10 protein-coding genes and 1 pseudogene are annotated in these 21545 nt (G+C 72.7%); 7 read left to right on the top strand and 4 right to left on the bottom strand.

The genetic code is table 11. The features are described 5' to 3' along the window. Positions 1-6: 6 nt before the first annotated feature. The 5 genes from AB0O91_RS05950 to AB0O91_RS05930 all read left to right on the top strand — a co-directional run bounded on the left by AB0O91_RS05950 (position 7) and on the right by AB0O91_RS05930 (position 2605). Positions 7-267 carry an acyl carrier protein gene (locus tag AB0O91_RS05950; protein WP_363428318.1) on the top strand — a complete coding sequence of 87 codons (261 nt, stop codon included), beginning with the start codon at positions 7-9 and terminating at the stop codon, positions 265-267. A gap of 1 nt (position 268) precedes the next feature. Beyond that, positions 269-724, top strand: a complete 456-nt coding sequence (locus AB0O91_RS05945) for an SRPBCC family protein (RefSeq protein WP_363428316.1) — start codon at positions 269-271, stop codon at positions 722-724. Further along, complete coding sequence (locus AB0O91_RS05940) at positions 721-1050, top strand: TcmI family type II polyketide cyclase (RefSeq protein ID WP_363428314.1); 330 nt, start codon at positions 721-723, stop codon at positions 1048-1050. The genes AB0O91_RS05945 and AB0O91_RS05940 overlap by 4 nt, the downstream gene beginning before the upstream one ends. A 324-nt stretch (positions 1051-1374) precedes the next feature. Beyond that, entirely contained in the window at positions 1375-1806 is a 432-nt protein-coding gene (locus AB0O91_RS05935) for a hypothetical protein (protein ID WP_363428312.1), read from the top strand. 115 nt (positions 1807-1921) lie between these two features. Then, positions 1922-2605 (top strand): class F sortase, encoded by a 684-nt coding sequence (locus tag AB0O91_RS05930; protein WP_363428310.1) that lies wholly within the window; start codon positions 1922-1924, stop codon positions 2603-2605. Between the two features lie 65 nt (positions 2606-2670). On the opposite strand, the pseudogene AB0O91_RS05925 reads toward AB0O91_RS05930, so the two are convergent. Beyond that, positions 2671-3672 (bottom strand): annotated as a pseudogene (locus AB0O91_RS05925) (methyltransferase); the annotation flags it as partial. Positions 3673-3731: 59 nt separating this feature from the next. Then, positions 3732-4817: a right-handed parallel beta-helix repeat-containing protein gene (locus tag AB0O91_RS05920; RefSeq protein ID WP_363428308.1), complete on the bottom strand. Its 1086-nt coding sequence runs from the start codon at positions 4815-4817 to the stop codon at positions 3732-3734. Between the two features lie 388 nt (positions 4818-5205). On the opposite strand from AB0O91_RS05920, the gene AB0O91_RS05915 reads away from it, so the two are divergent. Further along, complete coding sequence (locus AB0O91_RS05915; RefSeq protein ID WP_363428306.1) at positions 5206-6150, top strand: deoxyribonuclease IV; 945 nt, start codon at positions 5206-5208, stop codon at positions 6148-6150. 143 nt (positions 6151-6293) lie between these two features. Here AB0O91_RS05915 and AB0O91_RS05910 read toward each other — a convergent pair whose 3' ends face one another. Further along, on the bottom strand, positions 6294-6512 hold the full coding sequence (locus tag AB0O91_RS05910) for a hypothetical protein (protein ID WP_363428304.1): 219 nt from the start codon (positions 6510-6512) through the stop codon (positions 6294-6296). 351 nt (positions 6513-6863) lie between these two features. On the opposite strand from AB0O91_RS05910, the gene AB0O91_RS05905 reads away from it, so the two are divergent. Further along, positions 6864-8321 carry an amino acid permease gene (locus tag AB0O91_RS05905; protein ID WP_363428302.1) on the top strand — a complete coding sequence of 486 codons (1458 nt, stop codon included), beginning with the start codon at positions 6864-6866 and terminating at the stop codon, positions 8319-8321. A gap of 95 nt (positions 8322-8416) precedes the next feature. Here AB0O91_RS05905 and AB0O91_RS05900 read toward each other — a convergent pair whose 3' ends face one another. Beyond that, positions 8417-21418 (bottom strand): hypothetical protein, encoded by a 13002-nt coding sequence (locus AB0O91_RS05900; protein ID WP_363428300.1) that lies wholly within the window; start codon positions 21416-21418, stop codon positions 8417-8419. Positions 21419-21545 lie beyond the last annotated feature (127 nt).

Raw genomic sequence — 21545 nt, 5'->3', positions numbered from 1 at the left:
ACCCCCGTGAGCAACACCCTCAGCTATTCCGACCTGGCCGGCCTGCTCCAGGCCCGGGCCGGCGTCACCGTCGACCCGGGCGACCTGGAGCAGCCGGGCGCCCAGTTCGACGACTTCGGCGTCGACTCGCTCGGACTGCTCGGCGTCGTCGGCGAGTTGGAGAACCGACACGACCTCAAGGTCACCCCCGGCGCCGAGTCCGCCAAGACCCCGCACGAGTTCCTGGAGCTGGTCAACGGCTCCCTGTCCGCGAAGGCGGGTGCCTGAGATGCCCGGACACACCGACAACGAGATCGTCATCAACGCCCCGATCGACCTGGTCTGGGAGATGACCAACGACCTGGAGAACTGGCCGGAGCTGTTCAGCGAGTACGCCTCGGTCGAGGTGCTGGAGCGCGACGGCGACCGGGTGCAGTTCCGGCTCACCATGCACCCGGACGAGAACGGCAAGGTCTGGAGCTGGGTCTCCGAGCGCGAGACCGACCGTTCCTCGCTGGCGGTCCGGGCCCGCCGGGTCGAGCCCGGCCCGTTCGAGTTCATGGAGATCCGCTGGGAGTACGCCGAGGTCCCGGCCGGCACCAGGATGCGCTGGATCCAGGACTTCTCGATGAAGCCCACCGCGCCGGTGGACGACGACGGCATGGTCAACCACATCAACCGGAACTCCCGGATCCAGATGCAGCTGATCCGCGAGAAGGTCGAGAAGCGGGCGGCCGAACAGTGACCGGAACCCACCGCGCCCTGATCGTCGCCCGGATGAAGCCCGAGGCGGCCCCGGACATCGCCGACGTGTTCGCCGACTCCGACCGCGGCGAACTGCCGCACCTGATCGGCGTCACCGGCCGCAGCCTGTTCCAGTTCGGCGACGTCTACCTGCACCTGATCGAGGCGGACCGCCCGCCGGGCCCGGCCGTCGCCAAGGTCCTCGGCCACCCGGAGTTCCGGACCGTCAGCGACCGCCTGACCGCCTACGTCCAGGCCTACGACCCGGCCACCTGGCGCGAGCCGAAGGACGCCATGGCGCGCGAGTTCTACCGCTGGGACCGCTGACCGCCCGCCGCTGTCCGCAGTCCCGTCTGGGCCCGCCCCCGGCCGTGCGCCGGGGGCGGGCCCATGTGCGCGTACCACCCGACGGCGGCCCGGCGCGGCCGCAGCGCCGGGCGCCCACCAGGATTCACCCGGATCGCCGGGGCACCCGGGTGAACACGCCCGGGACACCACCCGAAGGGCGCACAGCCCGTACCGGCGCCGCCACGCTCCGGTGGCAGTCGGCCGCACCGTGGTTGACGGTGGATCAGGCGCCACTTCCCGCGAGTCCCCTTGACCGGCACCGTGCCGGCGGTCGCGGTCCGCGCGCCGGAAGGATCACCCACCATGCGTTCTGCACGCACGCTGCTCGCCGGAGCGGCCGTCGCCGCCGCCCTCACCGTCGGCACTCCGCTGGCCTTCGCCGACGGCTCCTCCTCGGACCAGGGCAAGAACCTCACCTGGCAGGAGAAGCAGCCCGACCGCGGCTCCGACAACTCGAAGGGCTACGACGACAAGAAGTCGGGCGGCTCGGGCGAGCACAAGGGGAACGACGACCACAAGGGCAACGACGAGCACAAGGGCAACGACGACCACAAGGGTTCCGACGGCCGCGAGGACGAGCACACCTCCCCGCACGGCGGCGTGCACACCGGTGGCGGCGGCCTGGCGCTGTCCGGCGGCGGCCTCGCCTCCGGCGCGGTGCTGCTGCTCGGCGGCCTCGGCGCGGGCGCCATCGCGCTGCGCCGCGGCCGCCGCACGGCCGGCGCGGCCGCCTGACCCCTGCCGCACATCGCCGCCCCTGGGCGTCTCCCCCGGCCGGGGTGGGGCGCACGGGGGCGGCGGCCCGTCGCGGAACGGGCTCCTGGTGACGGACTTCCAGCGGAGGACAGGAATGACAGGCGGTCCCGGCTCCGGAATGCCCCGGCTGCTGCGCGTCGGAATGGGCGCCGCGGCGGTCGGCCTGCTGCTGATCTACAACTCGGTGGACACCCGGGCCGGTGAGGAGCAGCCGGCCGGTCAGGCCGCTCCCCCGGCGGCCCTCGCGCCCGCCGTCCCGGGGGCGGACGGCGCCCCCGCGGCCCCGGCCGCCGCGCCCGCCGCGCCGGCGCTCAGGCGCGCCAAGCCGACCCGGCTGCGGATCCCGCAGATCGCGGTGGACGCGCCGTTCACCGAACTCACCCTCAACCCGGCCGGACAGCTCAACGCGCCGCCGCCGGACGACAAGAACCTGGTCGGCTGGTACCGGGACGGCGTCACCCCGGGCGAACGCGGCAGCGCCGTCGTCGCCGGGCACGTGGACACCACCAAGGGCCCGGCGGTCTTCCTGCTGCTCAGCCTGCTGAACCCCGGCAACAAGATCGAGGTCGCCCGCGCGGACGGCACCGTCGCGGTCTTCTCCGTCGACGCGGTGGAGACCTTCGCCAAGAACGCCTTCCCGGACCAGAAGGTCTACGGCAGGACCCCGGACGCCCAGCTGCGGGTGATCACCTGCGGCGGGGCGTACGACAAGAAGCGGCGCGACTACCTCGACAACGTGGTGGTCTTCGCCCACCTGGAGTCCTCGCACCAGGCCTGAACAGCCCGGCGGCCGCCGCCCCCCGATCGGGGAGCAGCGGCCGCCGGCTGTCGTGGGCGCCGGGCTCAGCCCCGGACAGCAGCCTCGAAGGCGTGCAGGTACGGGTTGACCGGGCGGACGGCGGCGACGTCCAGGCCGGCCTCCCGCATCAGCTCGATCATGCTCTCCTCGGAGTGCTTGGCCCCGCCCACGTTGAGCATCAGCATCAGGTCCATCGCCGTGGTGAAGCGCATCGACGGGCTGTTGTCGACCAGGTTCTCGACCACCACGACCCGGGCGCCGGGGCGGGCGACGGCGACCACGTTGGCGAGGGTGCGGCGGGTGCTGTCGTCGTCCCACTCCAGGATGTTCTTGATGATGTAGAGGTCGGCGCGCACCGGGATGTCCACCCGGCAGTCGCCCGGCACCAGGCGGGCACGGGCCGAGAAGGCGCCGCCGTCCTGGAGCCGGGGGTCGGCGCCCGCGACGACCTTGGGCAGGTCGAGCAGGGTGCCGTGCAGGGCCGGGTGCTTCTCCAGCAGGCTGGCCAGCACATGGCCCTGGCCGCCGCCGATGTCGGCGACCGAGTCGATGCCGGTGAGGTCCAGGTAGTCGGCGAAGTCCTCGGCGGACTGCCGGCTGGAGGTGGTCATCGCCTTGTCGAAGACCTTCGCCGAGTCGCCGGCGTCGCTGTGCAGGTAGTCGAAGAACTCCTTGCCGAACAGCTCGGGGAAGACGTTGCGCCCGGAGCGCACGGCCTCGTCCAGCTTGGGCCAGGCCTCCCAGGTCCACGGCTCGGTGCACCAGAGGGCGATGTGGCGCAGCGAGTTGGGGGCGTCCTCGCGCAGCAGCAGGGACATCTCGGTGTGCTCGAAGCGGTCGTCGTCGGTCTCGGCGAAGAGCCCGTAGCAGGTGAGCGCGCGCAGCAGGCGGCGCAACTGCCGGGGTTCGGTGTTCAGGCGGGCGGCCAGTTCGGAGACGTCGGCCGGGGTGTCGTCGAGCACGTCGGCGACGCCGAGCCGGGCGGCGGCCCGGACGGCGGCGGCGCAGGCGGCGCCGAAGACGAGCTCGCGCAGGCGCATCGCGGGCTGGGCGGTGGGATTGGCGGGTGCGGTGGTCATGGCTTGTCCTTCTCGATCGGGGGCGTTCAGCAACGGCCGGTCGGCTCGGAGAGCGCGCAGGTGTTGCGGGTGAAGGTGTTGCCGGTGCCGGTGTCGCGGTCGGCGAGGTCGGCCGGGCCGTTGCCGCTGAGGCGGTTGTCGGCGATGGTCGCCCGGGTGTTGGGGATGCCGACGACGCTCCTGAAGAGGACGATGCCGCCGGAGAAGTCGGAGGCGCCGACGTTGTCGCGGACCTCGTTGTCGGTCACCCGGGTGTCCTCCGTGCCGGTGAGCACGATGCCGGCGCCCTGGATGGCGCCGAGGCGCGGGTTGGCCGGGCAGAACTTGTTGTTGGCGACCACCCGGTTGTGCTTGACGTCGAGGTCCCCGGCGCGGGGCACGCCCTCGTCGCCGACAACGAAGACGCCGCTGCAGTTGCCGCTGATCCGGTTTCCCTCGACGGTCAGCACCCGCAGTCGGCGCACGGTGACGCCGACCCGGTTCCCGGTCAGCTCGTTGCCCTGGACGACGGTGCCCCCGGTGTCGGGCGCGCCGCCCTCGCGGTAGGCGTAGTTGGCGAGGAAGACGCCGGACTGGCCGTTGTCGACGGAGCGGTTGCCGACGATGGTGGCCCTGGTCGACATCTCCTGGCTGATGCCCTGCTGGGCGTTGTCGTGGACGTAGGTGGCGCGGACGGTCAGGCCGGTGGTGCCGCTGGCGTCGATGCCGTTCTTCCGGAAGCCGGTGACGGCCAGGGCGTCGATCGTGACGCCGGACAGCGGGGCGGCCTCGGTGCCGGCCACGCAGAGGCCGTGCCCGGCGGTGGCGCAGGCGTTCTCGGTGCCGTCCCCGGGGGTGATCACGGTCTGCGGGCCGGAGCCGCGCAGGGTGAGGCCGGGGGTGGCGATGCGGACGCTGCCGCGGTAGGTGCCGGGGAGGACCTGGATCGTGTCGCCGGGGGCGGCGGCGTCCACCGCCCGCTGAATCGATTCTCCCGGCTGGACGAGGTGCAGCGTGCCGTCGCCGTCGGCGTGCGCCGGGACGGCGGCCGTGAGGGTGGCGAGGGTGGTGGTGACGACGGTGGCGGCGGCCGCGGTGGCCGCGGCGAGGTGGTGGACCCGGCGCGTGGGCATGAGTGGTGACCTGTCTTTCGGCGAGCGGGGTGCGGCGGTGGGACGACGAGGCGGTGGGGTGGTGGGACGACGAGGCGGTGGGGTGGTGGGACGACGAGGCGGTGGGGTGGTGGGACGACGAGGCGGTGGGGCGGTGGGACGACGGGACGGTGGAGCGCGGTTCCGGGGGCCCGGCGGGGCGGCGCGTCCCGGCGTGTTCGGGTGGTGACGGTCGGTGAGTGCGGCCGAGTCGACGGTACGGGCGCCCCGGAGGGGCCGCCACCAGGGCTGGGCTGCCGGGCTGACGGGGCGTCGGCCGCTGGTGGGACGCACCGGCGTGGCGCGCGCCCCCGGCGGGCCGAAGGGCCCGCGCGCCGCGCCCGCCCGGGCCCGTGACATCCTCGGGGGCATGAGCACCGCGCCCGTACCGCCCGCCACCGCCCGTCGCAATCCGATCGGCGCCCACGTCCCGGTGGCCGGCCGCGGCCTGGCCGGCACGGGTCTGGCGTACGCGCGGAAGGTGGGCGCGGAAACGGTGCAGGTGTTCGTGGCCAACCCGCGCGGCTGGGCCACCCCCGCGGGCAATCCCGCGCAGGACGAGGCGTTCCGCACCGCCTGCGCCGAGCAGGGCATCCCGGCCTGGGTGCACGCGCCCTACCTGATCAACTTCGGCTCCGACAACGCGGCCACCCGAGAACGCTCGGCGGACTCGCTGCGGCACTCCCTGCACCGCGGCCACGCGATCGGCGCGCTCGGTGTCGTGCTGCACACCGGCTCGGCGGTCGGCACGGCGCCCGGCGGCGGCTCGCGCCGGGCCGAGGCGATGGCGCAGGTGCGCGCCGACGTCCGGCCGCTGCTGGACGAGCTGGACGCCCTCGGCGACGACGCCCCCTGGCTGCTGCTGGAGCCGACCGCCGGCCAGGGCAGCTCGCTCTGCTCCCGACTGGAGCAGCTGGCCGAGTACGTGGAGGCGCTGGACGGGCACCCCAAGGTCGGCGTCTGCCTGGACACCTGCCACGCCTTCGCCGCCGGGCACGACCTCGCCGTCCCCGGCGGGGTGACGGCCGCACTGGACGCCCTGGCCTCGGCCGCCGGCCCCGGCCGGCTGCGGCTGATCCACGCCAACGACTCGGAGGACGTGGTGGGCGCCCGCAAGGACCGGCACGCCAACATCGGCGCCGGGATGATCGGCGCGGAGCCGTTCCGCGAGCTGTTCGAGCACCCGGAGACGGCCGGGGTGCCGCTGCTGGTGGAGACGCCGGACCGCAAGCACGGCGGTGACGGCACCGGGCACGCGATGGACATCGCGGTGCTGCGGGAGCTGCGCGAGCGGGCGGCCGTGCCGGTGGCCTAGCGACCCCGCCCGGTTCCGGTCCCGGCATCGGCATCGGCATCGGCATCGGCACTGATCCCGACCACGACCCCGCCCCCGTCCACGACAGCAGTGAGCCCGGGACCGCCGTGGCGGTTCCCGGGCTCACCGGTCGATCAAGCGATTCAGCCGCTGAAGCAGTCGTCCTCGGTGTTGTCGTGAACGTTGAGCCAGCTGGCGTGCGGGCCGAACAGGCCGACACCGGCCGAACCCGACTCCAGGCTCTGCGCGGTCGACGAGTGCGACGCGCTGAACGCCATCGCCGGGGCCGGCGCGGCGAGAGCAGCGGCGCCGGCCACGGCGGCGATCACGGCGGCCTTGCGGATGTTTCCACGAAGCGACATCAGATGTCCTCTGGTCCGATTGATCCCATTGCGGTCTCGACCCGCCACCGGAACGGCCGGTACGGCCGCCGGGCAGGCCGGTCGACGCCCCACCGGGAGGCGCCGGGGCAACGTTGGCACACGAACCCGCGACCGCCGGGCGCGCCGCCACCGCGCTGGGGCATCCGGGTGACACATCTCCCCCGGCCGGACGAACGCGGTCGTACACCCGCATAACCGGTCGAACAGCCGCTCGGGGCGCGCCGGACGAGTGCCCGTCCGACCGGCCCGCGACCGCAAGTCTTGCGGTGATCGACCGGACCGGAAGAACAAATCCCGCCGATTTGGTGCAAGGTGCCGCCCGGTCCGAGCATGAACGGTCGCTCCACCGAGCGCGAGCAGGACCACGAAAGGCGCACCACCCTCATGCAGACCAGCCCGCCCGCACCCCGGCAGGCGACCCGACCGGGCGGCCCGACCGGCCCCGTCCCGGTCGATCCGGCCCCGGTCACCCCCGAGCCCCCGAAGGCCGGCCGCCGCTTCGGGCTGCCGACCGCCACCGCCCTGGTGATGGGCAACATCATCGGCGGCGGCATCTTCATGATCCCGGCCGCCGTGGCACCGTTCGGGACGGTCAGCCTGCTCGCCTTCGTCGTCCTGACCGTCGGCGCGATCGCCCTGGCCCTGGTCTTCGGCCAGCTCGCGCGCCGCAACCCGCGCACCGGCGGGCCGTACGTCTACGCCCGCGAGGCCTTCGGGGACTTCGCCGGCTTCCTGTCGGCCTGGTCGTACTGGATCACCACCTGGGTCAGCAACGCCGCGCTGGCCGTGGCCGCCGTCGGCTACCTGGACGTGCTGGTACCGCTTCACCACAGCATCCCGCTGGAGATCACCGCCGCGCTGGCCTTCCAGTGGCTGCCCGCACTGGCCAACCTGGCCGGCACCCGGTTCGTCGGGGCGGTCCAACTCGTCTCCACCGTCCTGAAGTTCATCCCGCTGCTGCTGGTCTCGGTGGGCGGGCTGTTCTTCTTCGACCCGAAGAACATCGGCCCCTTCGACGCCAGCGGCCAGGGCTGGATGGGCGGCATGACCGCGGCCGCGGCGATCCTGCTGTTCAGCTACCTGGGCGTGGAGTCGGCCGCGATGAGCGCCGGGCAGGTCCGCGACCCGGAGCGCAACGTCGGCCGGGCCAGCGTGCTCGGCACCAGCGGCGCCGCGGTGGTCTACCTGCTGGGCACCCTGGCCGTCTTCGGCACCGTCGCGCACCAGCAGTTGGTCAGCTCCAGCGCGCCCTTCTCGGACGCCATGAACGGCATGTTCGGCGGCACCTGGGGCGGCACGGTGATCGCCGTCGCCGCGCTGATCTCGATGACCGGCGCGCTCAACGGCTGGACCCTGCTCGCCGCCCAGGCGCCGTACGCGGCCGCCAAGGACGGGCTGTTCCCGGCCGTCTTCGGCAAGGAGAAGCGCGGCGTGCCGACCTTCGGCGTGATCATCAGCGTCGCCCTCGCCTCGCTGCTGACCATCGCCAACTTCGCCAGCGGCGCCAAGGGCGCGTTCGACATGCTGGTCCTGGTCACCACCTTCACCGCGGTGGTGCCCTACCTGCTGTCCACCGCCGCCCAGCTGTACTGGCTGGTCCGCGGCGCCACCGACAAGGTCAACGGCGCCCACCTCGTACGGGACGCGATCCTCGGCCTCGGCGCCTTCGCCTTCTCGATCTGGCTGCTGGCCGGCGCCGGCTACGCCGCCGTCTACCAGGGCGTGCTGTTCCTGTTCGCCGGCATCCTGGTCTACGTCTGGCTGGCTGGCCGCCGCAGGACCGCCTGATCGGCGGGTTCCGGTAGCTCATGAGAAACGCCCTCGGGCGGTCGGTACCACCGACCGCCCGAGGGCGTTCCGCTGTGCTCCGAGGCCTCCTGCGATCAGCGGCGGGAGCGCCGGGCCGCGATCAGGATGCCGCCGAGCACCAGGAGCAGCAGGGTGACCAGCAGCGCGGGCTGCGAGCCGCCGCTGCCCGTGGGCGGCAGCGGGGGCTTCGGCGACGGGCTCGGGCTCGGGCTCGGGCTCGGCGTCGACTGCACCTCGGTGCTGGTCGAGCAGTTGCCGCCCTCAGCCGCCCGCCGGGCGGCGGTGTCGGCGCCGCAGTTGGAGCCGTCGGCGGTGAGCCGGTTGACCAGCGTCCGGCCGCCCGCGTCCGCCTTGACGGTGACGGTGTAGCTGAGCGTCTCCGTCGCGCCGGGCCGGATGTCCAGCGTCCAGGTCAGCTTCGGCGCGGCGTAGGCCGTCCGCCCGGTGCCGGCATGGGCGTTGCCGCCGTAGACCGCACCGTCCAGGACCCCGGTGAGGTCGTCGGTGATGACGGCGCCGAGGTACGTCCCGCTGGCCCGGTTGGTGGCCGTGACGGTGTAGGTGACGGTGTCACCCGCCTTGGGGTTCGCCGGGGCGGCCTGCTTGGTGAGGAGCAGGTCGTGCTGCACGGTGATCGGCTCGGTCGGGGTCGCCACCGCCGTGTGCGTCGGAGTGACCGGGTCCGGACCGCCGGTGACGGTGGCCGTGTTGGTGGGCGTCACCGTGGCGTCCGGGTCCAGCGTGCCGCTCAGCGTCCAGGCCGCCGCCGTGCCGACCGGGACGTCGACGGCCGGGCAGGTCGCGACGCCGTCCGCGATCGGGCACGGCGTACCGTCCGCGTCGGCCGTCATCGAGGCACCGTTCACCCCGGCCGGCACCTGGTCGGTCACCACCACGTTCCGCGCCAGCGAGGGCCCGTCGTTGGTCACGGTGACCCGCCACTGGATCCGCTGCCCGGCCACCACCGGGGAGGTCAGCAGCACCTTGGCGACGGTCAGCCGGGCCCGGGCCGAGGGACTGCCGCTCGGCGAGGCGACGGCGGTGTGGGTCGGCGTGGCCGGGTCCGGACCGCCCGTCACGGTCGCGGTGTTGGCCGGGGTCACCGTGGCCCCGGGGTCGAGCGTCCCGGTCAACGTCCAGGTGAGCGTCCCACCGACCGGGATCCCGACGGCCGGGCAGGTCGCGGTGCCGTCGGTGATCGGACAGGCCGTCCCGTCCTGCGCCGTCATCGACGCACCGGTCACGCCCGCCGGCACCCGGTCCGTCACCACGACACCGCGCGCCACGGAGGGGCCGTTGTTCGTCACCGTCACCCGCCACTCGATCGGCGCGCCCGCCACCACCGGATCGGTGACCAGGGCCTTGGCCACCGTCAGACTCGCCTGCGGTGACGGCGAGTTGGACGGCGAGGCCACCGCCGTGTGGGTCGGCGTCGCCGGATCCGGACCGCCCGTCACGGTCGCCGCGTTGGTCGGCGTGACCGTCGCCCCGGGGTCCAGCGTGCCGGTCAACGTCCAGGTCCGGGTCGAGCCCACCGGGATGTCGACGGCCGGACAGGTGGCCGTTCCGCCCGCGATCGGGCACGCGGTGCCGTCGTCGGCGGCCATCGAGGCGCCCGCCACTCCGGCCGGGACCTGGTCGGTCACGACGACGTCCCGCGCCGTGGCCGGGCCCTGGTTGGTGACGGCGACCTGCCACTGGATCTGCCGCCCCGGCACGACCGGGTCCGTCAGCAGCACCTTGGAAACGGTCAGCCGCGCCTGCGGGGAGGGACTGCCACTGGGCGAGGCGACGGCGGTGTGCGTCGGCGTCGCCGGGTCCGGACCACCCGTCACCGTCACCGTGTTCGTCGGCGTCACGGTCGCCCCGGGGTCCAGCGTCCCGGTCAACGTCCAGGTGAACGTCGCCCCCGCCGGGATCTCCACCGCCGGACACGTCGCCGTACCGTCGGCGATCGGGCACGGCGTCCCGTCCTGCGCCGCCATCGAAGCGCTGGTCACACCCGACGGCACCTGGTCCGACACCACCACGTTCCGGGCCCGCGACGGACCGTTGTTCGTCACACTCACGCGCCACTGGATCTGCTCACCCGGCACGACCGGGTTCGTCACCAGCACCTTCGACACCGACAGGTTCGCCTGCGGGGAGGGACTGCCGCTGGGCGAGGCGACGGCGGTGTGGGTAGGCGTGGCCGGGTCCGGACCACCGGTCACCGTCACCGCGTTCGTCGGCGTGACCGTCGCCCCGGGGTCCAGCGTCCCGGTCAACGTCCAGGTGAACGTCGCCCCCGCCGGGATCTCCACCGCCGGACACGTCGCCGTACCGTCGGCGATCGGGCACGGCGTCCCGTCCTGCGCCGCCATCGAAGCGCTGGTCACACCCGACGGCACCTGGTCCGACACCACCACGTTCCGGGCCCGCGACGGACCGTTGTTCGTCACGCTCACCTGCCACTGGATCTGCTCACCCGGCACGACCGGGTTGGTCACCAGCACCTTGGCCACGGTCAGGTTCGCCTGCGGAGACGGCGAGTTCGACGGCGAAGCCACCGCCGTGTGCGTCGGCGTCGCCGGATCCGGACCACCCGTCACCGTCACCGTGTTGGTCGGCGTGACCGTCGCGTCGGAGGCCAGCGTGCCGGTCAGCGTCCAGGTGAGCGTGGTGCCGGGTGCGATCTCGACGGCCGGGCAGGTGGCCGTGCCGTTGGCGATCGGGCAGGGAGTGCCGTCCTGCGCCACCATGGCAGCGTTGGTCACACCTGACGGTACCTGGTCCGTCACCACCACGTTCCGCGCCAGCGATGGACCGTTGTTGGTGACACTGATCTGCCACTGGATCTGCTGACCGGGCACGACGGGGTTGGTCAGCAGAGCCTTCGACACGGTCAGGTTGGCCTGCGGCGACGGCGAGTTCGACGGCGAAGCCACCGCCGTGTGCGTCGGCGTCGCCGGATCCGGACCACCCGTCACCGTCGCCGCGTTGGTCGGCGTGACCGTCGCGTTCGCGTCCAGCGTCCCGCTCAACGTGTAGGAGGCCAGCTGCCCGACCTCCAGCTCGATCGCCGGACAGGTCGCGACACCGCTGCCGATCGGGCAGGCGGCCCCGTTCTCGTCCGAGGTCATCATCGCGCCGGACACCCCGCTCGGGATCCGGTCCGTGACCACGACGTTCCGCGCCCGGGACGGCCCGTTGTTCAGGACCGTCACCCGCCATGCGATCTGCTCACCCGGTACCACCGGGTCGGTCACCAGCACCTTGGCGACCGTCAGATTCGCCTGTGGTGACGGCGAGTTCGACGGCGAGGCCACCGCCGTATGGGTCGAGGTGCTCGGATCCGGACCGCCGGTCACCAGCGCCGTGTTGCCCGGCACCGTGGTCGCGTCCTGGGCCAGGGTGCCCGAGAGCGTGTAGGTGACGGTGTCGCCGACCGCGATCTCGACCGGCGGGCAGGTCGCCACACCGTCCGAGACGGGGCAGGCCGCGCGGGTCGCGTCCGGCGAGAGCGAGGCCCCGACGACACCGTCCGGGAGGCGGTCGCTGACCACCACGTTCCGGGCCCGGCTCGGCCCGTTGTTGGTGACGCTGATCCGCCAGGCGATCGGCTGCCCCGGCACCACAGGGTCGGTCACCAGCGCCTTCGACACCGTCAGGCGCGCCTGCGGCACCACCGTCTCGCTGGCCTGCGCGGTCGCCGTGTGGGCGGTCGCCGTCGGGTCGGGCCCGCCGGTGACGACGGCCACGTTGACCGGTGTACTGGTCGCCGCCTGGTCGAGCGTTCCCGTCACGGTGTACGAGACGGTCGCGCCGGCCGGGATCTCGACGGCCGGGCAGGTCGCCGTCCCGTTGCTGATCGGGCAGGCCGTCCCGTCGGCGTCCGCACTCATGCTCGGACCGTCGACCATCGCCGGCACGGTGTCGGTGACGACGACGTTCCGGGCCCTGGACGGACCGTTGTTGGTCACCGTCACCCGCCACTGGATCCGCTCACCCGGCACCACCGGATTGGTCAGCAGCACCTTGGCGATGGTCAGATTCGCCTGCGGCGACGGCGAGTTCGACGGCGAGGCGACAGCCGTGTGCGCCGTCGCGCTCGGATCCGGGCCTCGCGTCACCACCGCCGTGTTCGTCGGCGTGGTCGTCGCGTCCGGGGCCAGCGTCCCGGTCAGGGTGTACGAGGCCGTCTGGCCGACCTCCAGCTCGATCGCCGGGCAGACGGCGGTGCCGTTGGTGACCGGGCAGCGGGTCGCGTCGGCATCCGCCTGGAGGACAGCGTTGTCCACCCCGTCCGGGATGCGGTCGGTGACGACGACGTTCCGCGCCCTGGACGGACCGTTGTTGGTCACCGCCACCCGCCACTGGATCCGCTCACCCGGCACCACCGGGTCGGTCAGCAGCACCTTGGAGACGGTGAGACTGGCCTGCGGCGACGGCGAGTTCGACGGCGAGGCGACGGCCGTGTGCGTCGGCGTCGCCGGATCCGGACCACCCGTGACCGTCGCCGTGTTGGTCGGCGTCACGGTCGCGTCCTGCATCAGCGTGCCGGTCAGCGTGTACGCGGCCGTCTGGCCGACCGCGAGCTCGATCGCCGGGCAGACGGCCGTCCCGTCCGCGACCGGGCAGACCGTACCGTCGGCGGCGGTCATGCTCGCACCGCCGACCCCGTCCGGGACCCGGTCGGTGACGATGACGTTGCGGGCCCTGGACGGACCGTTGTTGGTCACCGCCACCCGCCACTGGATCCGCTGCCCGGGGATCACCGGGTCGGTGAGCAGCACCTTCGACACCGACAGGTTCGCCTGCACCGATGGCGAGTTCGACGGCGAGGCGACGGCCGTGTGCGTCGGCGTCGCCGGATCCGGGCCACCGGTGACCGTGGCCGTGTTGGTCGGCGTGGCCGTCGCATCGGAGGCCAGCGTGCCGGTCAGCGTCCAGGTCACCGTCTGACCCACCGGGATCTCCACCGCCGGGCAGGTAGCCGTGCCGTTGGCGATCGGACAGGCCGTCCCGTCCTGCGCCGCCATCGACGCATTGGTCACACCCGCCGGAACCTGGTCACTCACCACCACATTCCGCGCCACCGACGGGCCATTGTTGGTGACGCTCACCTGCCACTGGATCTGCTGACCGGGCACCACCGGATTCGTCACCAACACCTTGGCCACGGTCAAGTTCGCCTGCGGCGACGGCGAGTTCGACGGCGAAGCCACCGCCGTGTGTGTCGGCGTCGCCGGATCCGGACCACCCGTGACCGTCGCCGTGTTCGTCGGCGTGGCCGTCGCATCGGACGCCAGAGTGCCGGTCAACGTCCACGTCACCGTCTGACCCACCGGGATCTCCACCGCCGGGCAGGTAGCCGTGCCGTTGGCGATCGGACAGGCCGTCCCGTCCTGCGCCGCCATCGACGCATTGGTCACACCCGCCGGAACCTGGTCACTCACCACCACATTCCGCGCCACCGACGGGCCATTGTTGGTGACGCTCACCTGCCACTGGATCTGCTGACCCGGCACCACCGGATTCGTCACCAACACCTTGGCCACGGTCAAGTTCGCCTGCGGCGACGGCGAGTTCGACGGCGAAGCCACCGCCGTGTGCGTCGGCGTCGCCGGATCCGGACCACCCGTCACCGTCACCGTGTTCGTCGGCGTGGCCGTCGCATCGGACGCCAGCGTGCCCGTCAACGTCCAGGTCACCGTCTGACCCACCGGAATCCCCACCGCCGGACACGTCGCCGTTCCACTCGCGATCGGACAGGGGGTGTTGTCGGTGTCGGACGTCATACTCGCACCCGAGACACCTGCCGGAATCTGGTCCGTCACCACGACATTGCGAGCGCGCGACGGACCGTTGTTCGTGACGCTGACCCGCCACTGGATCTGCCGACCGGGCACGACCGGGTTGGTCACCAGCACCTTCGACACGGTCAGGTTCGCCTGCGGCGAGGGCGAGTTGGACGGCGAGGCGACAGCCGTGTGGGTGGAAGCCGTCGGATCCGGGCCACCGGTGACCGTCGCCGTGTTCGTCGGCGTGGCCGTCGCATCCGGGGCCAGCGTGCCCGTCAACGTCCACGTCATGGTCTGACCGACCGGGATCTCCACCGCCGGACACGTCGCCGTGCCACTCACGATCGGGCAGACGGAACCGTCCGAGCCCGCCATCGAAGCGTTGCTGACCCCCGCCGGAACCTGGTCGCTCACCACCACGTTCCGCGCCACCGACGGGCCATTGTTGGTGACGCTCACCTGCCACTGGACCTGCTGACCCGGCACCACCGGATTCGTCACCAACACCTTGACCACGGTCAGGCTCGCCTGCGGCGACGGCGAGTTGGACGGGGAGGCAACGGCCGTGTGCGTCGGTGTCGCCGGATCCGGACCACCGGTCACCGTCGCCGTGTTCACCGGCGTGGCCGTCGCATCCGAGGCCAACGTGCCCGTCAACGTCCAGGTCACCGTCTGACCCACCGGAATCTCCACCGCCGGGCAGGTAGCCGTGCCGTTGGCGATCGGACAGGCCGTCCCGTCCTGCGCCACCATCGAAGCATTGGTCACACCCGACGGCACCTGGTCACTCACCACCACATTCCGCGCCACCGAGGGCCCGTTATTGGTGACACTCACCTGCCACTGGACCTGCTGACCCGGCACCACCGGATTCGTCACCAACACCTTGGCCACGGTCAAGTTCGCCTGCGGCGACGGCGAGTTCGACGGCGAAGCCACCGCGGCATGAGTGGAAGCCGTCGGATCCGGACCACCCGTCACCGTCGCCGTGTTCGTCGGCGTGGCCGTCGCATCGGACGCCAGCGTGCCCGTCAACGTCCAGGTCACCGTCTGACCCACCGGAATCTCCACCGCCAGGCAGGTAGCCGTGCCATTGGCGATCGGACAGGCCGTCCCGTCCTGCGCCACCATCGAAGCATTGGTCACACCCGACGGCACCTGATCCGACACGACCACGTTCCGCGCCACCGAGGGCCCGTTATTGGTGACGCTCACCTGCCACTGGATCTGCTGACCCGGCACCACCGGATTCGTCACCAACACCTTGGCCACGGTCAGGCGCGCCTGCGGCGACGGCGAGTTCGACGGCGAAGCCACCGCCGTGTGCGTCGGCGTCGCCGGATCCGGACCACCCGTGACCGTCGCCGTGTTCGTCGGCGTGGCCGTCGCGTCGGAAGCGAGCGTGCCCGACAGCGTCCACGTCATGGTCTGACCGACCGGGATCTCCACCGCCGGGCACGTCGCAGTCCCGTTGGCAATCGGACAGGAGGACCCGTCCGATCCCGTCATCGTCGCATTGCCGACCCCCGCCGGAACCTGGTCGCTCACCACCACGTTCCGAGCACGCGACGGACCGTTGTTGGTGACACTCACCTGCCACTGGATCTGCTGACCCGGCACCACAGGATTCGTCACCAGCACCTTCGACACCGACAGATTCGCCTGCGGCGACGGCGAGTTCGACGGCGAAGCCACCGCCGTGTGCGTCGGCGTCGTCGGATCCGGCCCACCGGTGACCGTCGCCGTGTTCGTCGGCGTGGCCGTCGCGTCCGAGGCGAGGGTGCCCGTCAACGTCCAGGTCACCGTCTGACCCACCGGAATCTCCACCGCCGGACAGGACGCCGTGCCGGAGATGATCGGACAGGCGGCCCCGTCGGCATCAGCCCGCATCGAGGCGTCGTTCACACCTGCCGGCACCTGATCCGTGACCGCGACGTTCCGCGCCACCGAGGGACCGTTGTTGGTGACACTCACCTGCCACTGGACCTGCTGACCCGGCACCACCGGATTCGTCACCAGCACCTTCGACACCGACAGATTCGCCTGCGGCGACGGCGAGTTCGACGGCGAGGCAACGGCCGTGTGGGTCGGCGTGGCGGGGTCGGGCCCACCGGTGACGGTGACCGTGTTGGTCGGGGTCACGGTGGCGTCGGAGGCGAGGGTGCCCGTCAGCGTCCAGCTCGCGGAGGAGCCGGCCGGGATCTCCACCGCCGGACAGGTCGCGGTCCCGTTGCTGATCGGACAGGCCGTCCCGTCCGCAGCCGCCATCGAGGGGTCGTTCACGCCGGCCGGCACGGTGTCCGTGACCACGACGTTGCGGGCCAGCGACGGACCGCCGTTGCTGACGGTGACCCGCCACTGGATCTGTCGGCCGGGGATCACCGGGTCGGTGAGCAGCACCTTGGAGACGGTGAGACTGGCCTGCGGCGACGGCGAGGAGCTCGGCGAGGCGACGGCGGTGCGCGCCGTCGCCGACGGGTCGGGACCGCCGGTGACCACCGCCGTGTTGGTCGGCGTGGTGGTCGCGTCGGGGGCGAGCGTGCCGGTCAGCGTCCAGGTGAGCGTGTCACCGACGGGGATCTCGACGGCCGGGCAGGTGGCGGTGCCGTTGGCGATCGGACAGGCCGTCCCGTCCGAAGCCGCCATCGAGGCATTGGTCACGCCCGCCGGAACCTGGTCCGTCACCACGACGTTGCGAGCGCGCGACGGACCGTTGTTGGTGACGCTCACCTGCCACTGGATCTGTTGACCCGGCACCACCGGGTTCGTCAGCAGGGTCTTGGCGATGCTCAGGCCCGCCTGCGGTGTCGGGGTGCCGGTCGGCGAGGCGACGGCGGTGTGGCTGGAGGCGGTCGGGTCCGGGCCGCCGGTGACAGTGACGCCGTTGGTGGGGGTGGTGGTCGCGTTCGGGTCCAGGGTGCCGGTCAGCGTCCAGGTCAGTGTCTGTCCGGCCGGGATCTCCACGGCCGGGCAGGTCGCGGTCCCGTTGCTGATCGGGCAGGCGGTACCGTCCGAAGCCGTCATCGAAGCGTTGGTCACGCCCGCCGGAACCTGGTCCGTCACCACGACGTTGCGAGCGCGCGACGGCCCGTTGTTGGTGACGCTCACCTGCCACTGGATCTGCTGACCCGGCACCACCGGGTTCGTCACCAGCACCTTCGACACCGACAGGTTCGCCTGCGGCGAAGGCGAGTTGGACGGCGAGGCAACGGCCGTGTGGGTCGGCGTGGCGGGGTCGGGCCCACCGGTGACGGTGACCGTGTTGGTCGGGGTCACGGTGGCGTCGGAGGCGAGGGTGCCCGTCAGCGTCCAGCTCGCGGAGGAGCCGGCCGGGATCTCCACCGCCGGACAGGTCGCGACGCCGTTGCTGATCGGACAGGCCGTCCCGTCCGAGGCCGCCATCGAGGCGTCGTTCACGCCCGCCGGAACCTGGTCCGTCACCACGACATTACGGGCCCGGGACGGACCGTTGTTCGTCACGCTCACCCGCCACTGGATCTGCTGACCCGGCACCACCGGATTCGTCACCAGCACCTTCGACACCGACAGATTCGCTTGCGGCGACGGCGAGTTGGACGGCGAGGCAACGGCCGTGTGCGTCGAAGCCGTCGGATCCGGGCCGCCCGTCACCGTCACCGTGTTCGTCGGGGTCACGGTGGCATCGGAGGCGAGGGTGCCGGTCAGCGTCCAGGTCAGTGTCTGCCCGGCCGGGATCTCCACGGCCGGGCAGGTCGCGGTCCCGTTGGCGATCGGACAGGCCGTCCCGTCCGAGGCCACCATCGAGGCATTGGTCACGCCCGCCGGAACCTGGTCCGTCACCACGACATTACGGGCCCGGGACGGACCGTTGTTCGTCACGCTCACCCGCCACTGGATCTGCTGACCCGGCACCACCGGATTCGTCAGCAACACCTTCGACACCGACAGATTCGCCTGCGGCGACGGCGAGTTGGACGGCGAGGCAACGGCCGTGTGCGTCGAAGCCGTCGGATCCGGGCCGCCCGTCACCGTCACCGTGTTCGTCGGCGTCACCGTCGCATCGGAGGCGAGCGTGCCCGTCAACGTCCACGAGGCGGTCTGCCCGGCCGGGATCTCCACCGCCGGACAGGTCGCGGTCCCGTTGCTGATCGGGCAGGCCGTCCCGTCCCGGGCGGTCATCGTGGCGTTGGTCACCCCGGCCGGGACGGTGTCGGTGACGACGACGTTCCGGGCGCGGGAGGGACCGGAGTTGAAGACCGTGACCTGCCACTGGATCTGCTGCCCGGGCACCACCGGATTGGTCAGCAGGGACTTCGACACCGTCAGGTTGGCCTGCGGTGAGGGCGAGGAGGTCGGGGAGGCCACCGCCGTGCGGGTGGAGGCGGAGGGATCGGGGCCGCCCGTGACGGTCACCGTGTTGGTGGGGGTCGTGGTCGCGTCCGGGGACAGCGTGCCGTTCAGCGTCCAGCTGGTCGACGTCCCGGCCGGGATCTCGACGGCCGGGCAGGTGGCCGTGCCGTTGCTGATCGGGCAGGCCGTCCCGTCGGCGTCCGCCTTCATCGTGGCGCCCGTGACCCCGGTCGGCACGGTGTCGGTGACGACGACGTTGCGCGCCCGGGAAGGGCCGTTGTTGGTGACGGTCACCCGCCACTGGATCGGTTGACCGGGCACCACGGGGTTCGTCAGCAGGGACTTCGACACCGTCAGGTTCGCCTGCGGCGACGGCGAGTTCGACGGCGAAGCCACCGCCGTGCGGGCCGTGGCCGAGGGGTCGGGGCCGCCCGTGACCACCGCGGTGTTGGTCGGGGTGGTGGTCGCGTCCGGCGACAGGGTGCCGGAGAGCGTCCAACTCGTCGACGTCCCGGCCGGGATCTCCACGGCCGGGCAGGTCGCGGTGCCGTTGGCGATCGGACAGGCCGTCCCGTCCGCGGCCGCCATCGAGGCATTGGTCACCCCCACCGGGACCTGGTCGGTGACGACGACGTTCCGGGCGCGGGACGGGCCGTTGTTGGTGACGGTCACCCGCCACTGGATCTGGGCGCCCGGGACGACCGGGTTGGTCAGCAGGGTCTTGGAGATGGTCAGGCCGGCCTGCGGGGTGGGCGTGGCGGTCGGCGAGGCCACGGCGGTCCGGGAGGAGGCGGACGGGTCGGGCCCGCCGGTGACCACGGCCGAGTTGGTCGGGGTGGTGGTCGCGTCGGGCGACAGGGTGCCGGTCAGGGTCCAGCTGGCGGTGCCGTTGACCGGGATGGTGACGGCCGGGCAGGTCGCGGTGCCGTTGCTGACCGGACAGGCCGCGGAGTCCTGGTCGTTGGCCATGGTCGCGCCGGTGACCCCGGCCGGGACCTGGTCGGTGACGACGACGTTGCGGGCCGTCGAGGGGCCGTTGTTGGTGACCTTGACCTGCCACTTGATCGGCTGGCCGGGGACCACCGGGCTGGTCAGCAGGGTCTTGGAGACCACCAGGTTGGCCTGGTTGCCCGGCGGGATCGGGTTGGCGGTGCTGGTGCAGTTCGGCGAGCAGTTCGGGTCGGTGACGCCGGCCGGCGGGGTGACGGTGGCCCGGTTGTCCAGGGAGCCGGTGGCGTCCGGCGGCACGGTGCCGGTCAGCCGGTACGTCACCTGGCCGCCGGCCGGGAGGTTGACCGTGGTGTTGATGTTGCCGGTGCCGGAGGCGGTGCTGCCGCAGCTGCTGCCGGAGGCGGCCGTGCAGGTCCAGGTGAAGTTCTGGATCGCGGCGGGCAGGGTGTCCCGGACGCTCACGCCGGTGGCGTCCGACGGGCCGTCGTTCTTCACCGTGATCGTGTAGGTCAGCGGCTGGCCGGGCACGTACGGGTTCCTGTCCGGGGTCTTGGTCACCGAGAGGCCGGTGGTGACCTGTCCGGGGGTGTCCACGGTGCTGGAGCAGGTCGGGCCGCAGTTGGGGTCGGTCGAGGCGGCGGGGCGGGTGACCGTCGCGGTGTTGGAGAGGGTGCCCGTGGTGCCGGACGGGACGGTGCCGGTGATGGTGTACGTGACCCGGTCGTTGACCCCGACGGTGGCGGTGGTGTCGATGCTGCCGGTGCCGCTCGCGTCGCCGCAGCCGCTGTTGGGGCCGGCCGCGCAGGTCCAGGTGAAGCCGGACAGTGCCGACGGCAGCGCGTCGCGCACCGCCGCGCCCACGGCCGGGGCCGGACCGGAGTTGCTCACCACGACCGTGTAGGTGAGGGTGCGGCCCGGGACGTAGGTGGTCGGGGAGGCGGTCTTGGCGATGGAGAGGCCGACCAGGGTCTGCCACTCGAGGACGACCTCGCCGTTGCCGCCGTTGGTGTAGCCGCCGCCGTTGCCGATACCGCTCGAGTACTGGGCGTCGGTGCGGCCGCCCGAGGTGCCGCCCACGCCGTTGCCGCTGGCGTTGGTGCCGTTGGAGGTCTGGGTGTTGGTGACGCCGGCGCCCCGGTTGTAGCCGGAGCCGCCACCGCCCATGCCGTTGGCCTCCGAGCCGCCGGAGCGTTGGCAGGCGCCGCCGCCACCGCCGTAGTAGCCGCCACCACCGCCGCCGCCGCCCTCGTAGGTGCTGGCGCTGGCCCCGCGGCCGCCGAGGTACTGGCTGCCGGCCTGGGCGGCCGCGCAGGCGGTCTGGGTGGCCGCGGCGCCGCCCGCGGTCTGGCTGCCGCCGCGGCCGGAGATGGTGGGTTGGTTGTCCTGGCCCCCGTTGCTGCCGCCGCCGCTGCCGCCCGCCGGGGTGAAGGTGTCGCCGCCGGGCGAGGAGCCGCCGCCACCGCCGGCGACCAGCAGCGGGTTGGTGCCGTAACCGCCGTTCCAGACGGCGCTCAGGCCGCCGCCGCTGCCGCCGGTCCCGAGGTTCTGGTAGCCGCCCAGGCCGCCCGCGCCACCACCCCCGTAGGTCGTGGCGGTGCTGTTCAACAGGCCGCCCTGACCCGCGGTGACGGTCAGCTTCTGCCCGGGCGTCACCGCGATGCTGCCGGTGGTGTAGCCGCCGCCACCGCCGCCGTACTGGCCGGTGTAGTAGGCGCTCGGGGAGCCCGCGCCGCCGCCGCCGAAGACCCGGGCGTACACGCTGGTCACGCCGGGCGGCACGGTGAAGGTCTGGTCGCCGCCGCTGTAGGTGTAGCGGACGCAGTTGGTGGCACCGGCGAACTTCGGTGTGCAGGCCACCGCCGCCCGCTGCCGCTCCGGGAGCCCCTGCGGCGCGTACGCGGGCGCGGCCGCGGCGACCGCGAGCCCGCTCTGGGGCACGAGGCAGAGCAGCGCGAGCAGCCCGCGCAGCGCCGTCGGGAACCGACCGCCGGGCAACGACCTGACCGGAGCCATCCGGCGTCTCCTCTCGCGACCGCGCACCGCTGGACGCAGACGGGCGGACCACACGACAGTCACGCGAATGCGCGTGCGAGATCAGAGCGTGCCTAGGGAAGGCCCCGCGTCAGGATGACCTGACATC

This window comes from Kitasatospora sp. NPDC089797, from assembly GCF_040684795.1.
In the GTDB taxonomy this organism is placed as follows: domain Bacteria; phylum Actinomycetota; class Actinomycetes; order Streptomycetales; family Streptomycetaceae; genus Kitasatospora.
The sequence above is the reverse complement of the archived record's forward strand: the minus strand, read 5'-3'. Positions and strand labels throughout refer to the sequence as shown.

Coding starts and splice junctions, on each gene's coding strand:
- AB0O91_RS05920 (WP_363428308.1), bottom strand. CDS start 4,817: ATGCCCACGCGCCGGGTCCACCACCTCGCCGCGGCCACCGCGGCCGCC.
- AB0O91_RS05945 (WP_363428316.1), top strand. CDS start 269: ATGCCCGGACACACCGACAACGAGATCGTCATCAACGCCCCGATCGAC.
- AB0O91_RS05930 (WP_363428310.1), top strand. CDS start 1,922: ATGACAGGCGGTCCCGGCTCCGGAATGCCCCGGCTGCTGCGCGTCGGA.
- AB0O91_RS05935 (WP_363428312.1), top strand. CDS start 1,375: ATGCGTTCTGCACGCACGCTGCTCGCCGGAGCGGCCGTCGCCGCCGCC.
- AB0O91_RS05915 (WP_363428306.1), top strand. CDS start 5,206: ATGAGCACCGCGCCCGTACCGCCCGCCACCGCCCGTCGCAATCCGATC.
- AB0O91_RS05900 (WP_363428300.1), bottom strand. CDS start 21,418: ATGGCTCCGGTCAGGTCGTTGCCCGGCGGTCGGTTCCCGACGGCGCTG.
- AB0O91_RS05910 (WP_363428304.1), bottom strand. CDS start 6,512: ATGTCGCTTCGTGGAAACATCCGCAAGGCCGCCGTGATCGCCGCCGTG.
- AB0O91_RS05905 (WP_363428302.1), top strand. CDS start 6,864: ATGAACGGTCGCTCCACCGAGCGCGAGCAGGACCACGAAAGGCGCACC.